Here is a 2,396-nt window from a genome sequence, read left to right on the forward strand (position 1 = left end):
GGGTAGACGATGTACTCGCCGGTCTTGAAACCGTGACGCGCAGCGGTGGACTTCTTCTGCGGGGTGATCGTTGCCATTGCGCACTGAACTCCTTGTTGTGGTACCGGCGTCCTGCCGGCCCGAACTCGCGCGATCGGAGAAACCGACCGTTAGCCGCACAACAGATGAACCCATCGGAAAAGCCGGACCGGCAAACCGCAACATCGCGACCGCCTGGCCCAGATCGCTCTGGTCCGAATGGGATTTTCACCTTTCAGTGATTTGGGGCGTCTGCGCCATAAATCGACGTTGTGTCACCGGCATGTTTCGCTGATGTAACACAAAAAGTCGGAAGAATCAAGGTTTTGCTGCATACGCGAAGGCCACAACCCGGCGCCGGCTGTCAAGCCGGTTAATGTGACGTGCCTCTTACCCTGCGTAATACCGGCCTCTGCGGCCGTATTGTCAATCGCCTTCGCCGGGCTCGGCGGAGAAGTATTTCTCGAACTTGCCGGCCTCGCCGTCGAAGGATTTCGCGTCTGCCGGCGGTTCCTTCTTGGCGGTGATGTTGGGCCATTTCTCGGCATATTCGGTATTGACCTGCAGCCATTTGTCGAGGCCGGGCTCGGTGTCGGGCTTGATCGCGTCGGCCGGGCATTCCGGCTCGCAAACACCGCAGTCGATGCACTCGTCGGGATGGATGACGAGCATGTTCTCGCCTTCGTAGAAACAATCGACCGGACAGACCTCGATGCAGTCCATGTATTTGCATTTGATGCAATTGTCGGTCACGACATAGGTCATCGGTCGGCTCCGGGACGTCCCATTTTGTTGGGCTTTTTCCGTCAGGTAACGCCTTTGGCCGCTGCTTGCAAGGGCAGCCATTCCTGTCGGCATCAGCGTTTCGAAATGGAATTCCAGGCAGCCGGCGCCCCAGAGGCCGGCGACCTCATGCAGGGCTTCCTGTTTGCCGGGTTCAGTTTTGCTTCAAACACGTCGTTATCCTGGCAAGCGCCGCCTGTTTTTGGACGCCAGGCATCAATCTTCGCCGAGCAATCGGTCGGTCTGGCGACGTTCCTTCTTGGTCGGGCGGCCGCTGCCGGCCTCGCGCAGCCCCGGAATTGCATCGGGAGGGGCTTCGCCCTTCGGTGCGGGCGGTGGCGACATATCCTCGTAGAGCGTACGGGCTTCCTCGGCCGGGCCGCGTCGCGCACCCGCGCCGAGGACCTTCCAGATGAAGATGCGCCGCTCGAGCGTGATGGTCAGGACGTCGCCTGGCTTGACCTGATCGGAAGCCTGCGCTGCTTTGTCGCGATTGATGCGGACCCGGCCGGCGACGACCAACTTCGCCGCCAGCGAGCGCGATTTCACGACGCGGGAGAAGAACAGCCATTTGTCGATGCGCTGGCGGCCTTCGGCAACCATCGAAGCGAGCCGGGTTCTACTTCTTCAATTGGTCGCGCAGAGCGGCGAGCTTGGCGAAGGGCGAATCCGGATCGAAACGCACCGGGCGCTCCTCGCGCGGCTTTGGCTGGAAGGCGGGCTTGCCGCCTTGCGGACCACCCTTGCCATCCGGCCTGCCACCCTTCCAGTCGGGACGGCCTTCGCGGCGGTCGGGACGCTCGCCCTGCGGGCGCTCGCCCTGCGGCCTGTCACGTCGCTGTTCGCCTTCGGCCTGCGGCTTGGGTTTGAACTTCGAGCGGTCGAAGCGCGGCTTGCCGGCTCCATCGCGCCGTCCTTCATGGGCCGGACGCTCTCCGGGTGCAGCGGCGGCCGGTGCGCCGGCGTCCGCAGGCGCATCGCTTCGGCCGCGCGCTTGTCCGTTGCGTTGGCGATTGTTCCTGCGGTTGTCGTCGCGGTTGCGCGGGCGCTGTTCGAAACGACCCTGACGCCACAACAGGATGGGTTTTGGCGCTTCGGCTTCCGGAGCGGGTTCCCCGGTGGCTGCTTCAGTCACCGTCACGGTTTCGTCCGGCGCGGCGTCCGTTGCCGGCGCGGCATTTGACACCAGCTCGGCCGGTGCAACTTCTTCTGCCGCTGCGGCTTCAGTCTCGGCAGCTTCAGCCTCTGCCTGCGGTTCAACCGGCGCCGGTTCAGCAGCAGCCTCGGCAACAGGCGCTTCGTCTTGCACGGTTTCGACCGGAGCGTCCGCCTGTTCTTCCACGGCAGGCGCAGCAGGTTCCGCCGCGGCGTCGGAGGTCATTTCGGTCGCCGTTTCCGAAACGGCCACTGCGTCCGATGCCGGCTCCGACCCTTCGACTGCTGCCTCTGCTGCGGCGTCCGCCGCCTTGGTCTGCTCGGCTCGTGCAGCCTCTTCCGCCGCAAGCTTCGCCATCGCTGCTTCGCGCGCGGCATTGTCCTGTGCTTCGAGCCGCGCCTTGACCTCGACGGCCGGCTTCGGCTCGGCACGGTAGCCG

2 protein-coding genes and 2 pseudogenes are annotated in these 2,396 nt (G+C 64.1%); all 4 read right to left on the reverse strand.

What is annotated here, in order from left to right; all coding sequences use genetic code 11:
• A pseudogene (locus EN932_RS39845) lies at positions 1–77 on the reverse strand (CarD family transcriptional regulator); the annotation flags it as partial.
• 367 nt (positions 78–444) lie between these two features.
• Positions 445–783, reverse strand: coding sequence for a ferredoxin FdxA (gene fdxA / locus EN932_RS34090; protein WP_013529180.1), 339 nt, complete (start codon positions 781–783; stop codon positions 445–447).
• 234 nt (positions 784–1,017) lie between these two features.
• On the reverse strand, positions 1,018–1,404 hold the full coding sequence (locus EN932_RS34095) for an RNA-binding S4 domain-containing protein (protein WP_013529181.1): 387 nt from the start codon (positions 1,402–1,404) through the stop codon (positions 1,018–1,020).
• Positions 1,405–1,420: 16 nt separating this feature from the next.
• A pseudogene (locus EN932_RS34100) lies at positions 1,421–2,396 on the reverse strand (helicase); the annotation flags it as partial.

Source organism: Mesorhizobium sp. M7A.F.Ca.US.002.01.1.1 (assembly GCF_004022955.1).
GTDB classification, from domain to species: Bacteria; Pseudomonadota; Alphaproteobacteria; order Rhizobiales; family Rhizobiaceae; genus Mesorhizobium; species Mesorhizobium ciceri.

What these genes read in the sequence shown, in the direction of transcription:
- fdxA (WP_013529180.1), bottom strand. Translation starts at nt 783, where the DNA reads ATGACCTATGTCGTGACCGACAATTGCATCAAATGCAAATACATGGAC.
- EN932_RS34095 (WP_013529181.1), bottom strand. Translation starts at nt 1,404, where the DNA reads ATGGTTGCCGAAGGCCGCCAGCGCATCGACAAATGGCTGTTCTTCTCC.